Here is a 1,133-nt window from a genome sequence, read left to right on the forward strand (position 1 = left end):
GGCAATACCGCACAGAAAAGTAGGCGCGATACTGCCAGAAGTGATATAATAAGACCATGGATAAACAGATGACAATGTCTGCGCTTAGTGATGAGTTGGCGCAGGTACGGACAAAGAAGAAAGAATTTCTAGCCCAGATCGAGCGGATCGTCCCGTGGAAGGAATGGCTTACGCTGATCCAGCCGTGCTATTACAAAGGAGAGCGCGGCAATAAACCCTATCCACTGGAGACCATGCTGCGGTTGTATCTGCTGCAAAATCTGTATGACCTGAGTGATGAAGCAACAGCGGCGGAGGCAATCGACAGCCGGGCATTTTCAGATTTCTGCGGCGTTGATTCCAGCAATCAGGTGCCGAACGGAGATACCATTGGCCGCTTTCGGAACCTGCTGGTGAAGAATGGACTGCAGGAGAAACTGTTTGCACAAGTTGTTACCGCGCTCACTGAACAGGGCCTTATCCTGAAAAAGGGAACGATCGTAGATTCCACCATTATTTCCGCGCCGTCTTCCACCAAGAACAAGGAGAAAAAGCGGGATCCGGATGCACATCAGGTCAAGAAGGGCAACACATGGCACTTTGGCTATAAAGCCCATGTTGGGGTGGATAAGGACAGCGGACTGGTACACACAGTGGAGGCGACACCAGCTAATGTCCATGATGTGACGCAGACTTCATCCCTGCTGACCGGTGAGGAAGATGTCGTTTACGGCGACAGTGGCTATCTTGGAGCCGGGAACCGTGAGGACGCGATCGTTCGGAACAAATCCGGACGCAAGATCAAATACAAAATTAACCGACGTCCATCTCAATTAAAAAAGCTGAGCAAGAGCGGCCAGTATGCCGCAAAGAAAGCAGAACACGCAAAGTCTTCTGTTCGGGCAAAAGTAGAGCACGTATTCGGTGTCGTCAAGAAACAGCTGCAATTTCGAAAAACGCGATACCGAGGGCTCGAAAAGCAGCGAGCCAAATTCAATATCATGTTCGCATTGGCGAATCTGCTTCTGGCTGACAGGCCCTGCCTGGCGGCTTGAAGTTGTGCGCTCTCGCGAAGAAATGCGCCGGGAAGCCTATGGTTTCCTGCCTGATGGGTGATTCGACAGCGCTTGCCTCAGCAATTGTGCGGTGCTGCC

Annotated in this window: 1 protein-coding gene; it reads left to right on the forward strand. The window is 51.5% G+C overall.

What is annotated here, in order from left to right:
- Nucleotides 1-68 precede the first annotated feature (68 nt).
- A complete protein-coding gene (locus R2K26_RS15405; protein WP_173716336.1) occupies nt 69-1,034 on the forward strand; it encodes an IS5 family transposase in 966 nt (321 codons plus the stop codon).
- The last annotated feature ends 99 nt before the right edge of the window (nt 1,035-1,133 follow it).

It is taken from the genome of Neglectibacter sp. CSJ-5 (assembly GCF_032490475.1).
GTDB classification, from domain to species: Bacteria; Bacillota; Clostridia; order Oscillospirales; family Acutalibacteraceae; genus Hominenteromicrobium; species Hominenteromicrobium mulieris.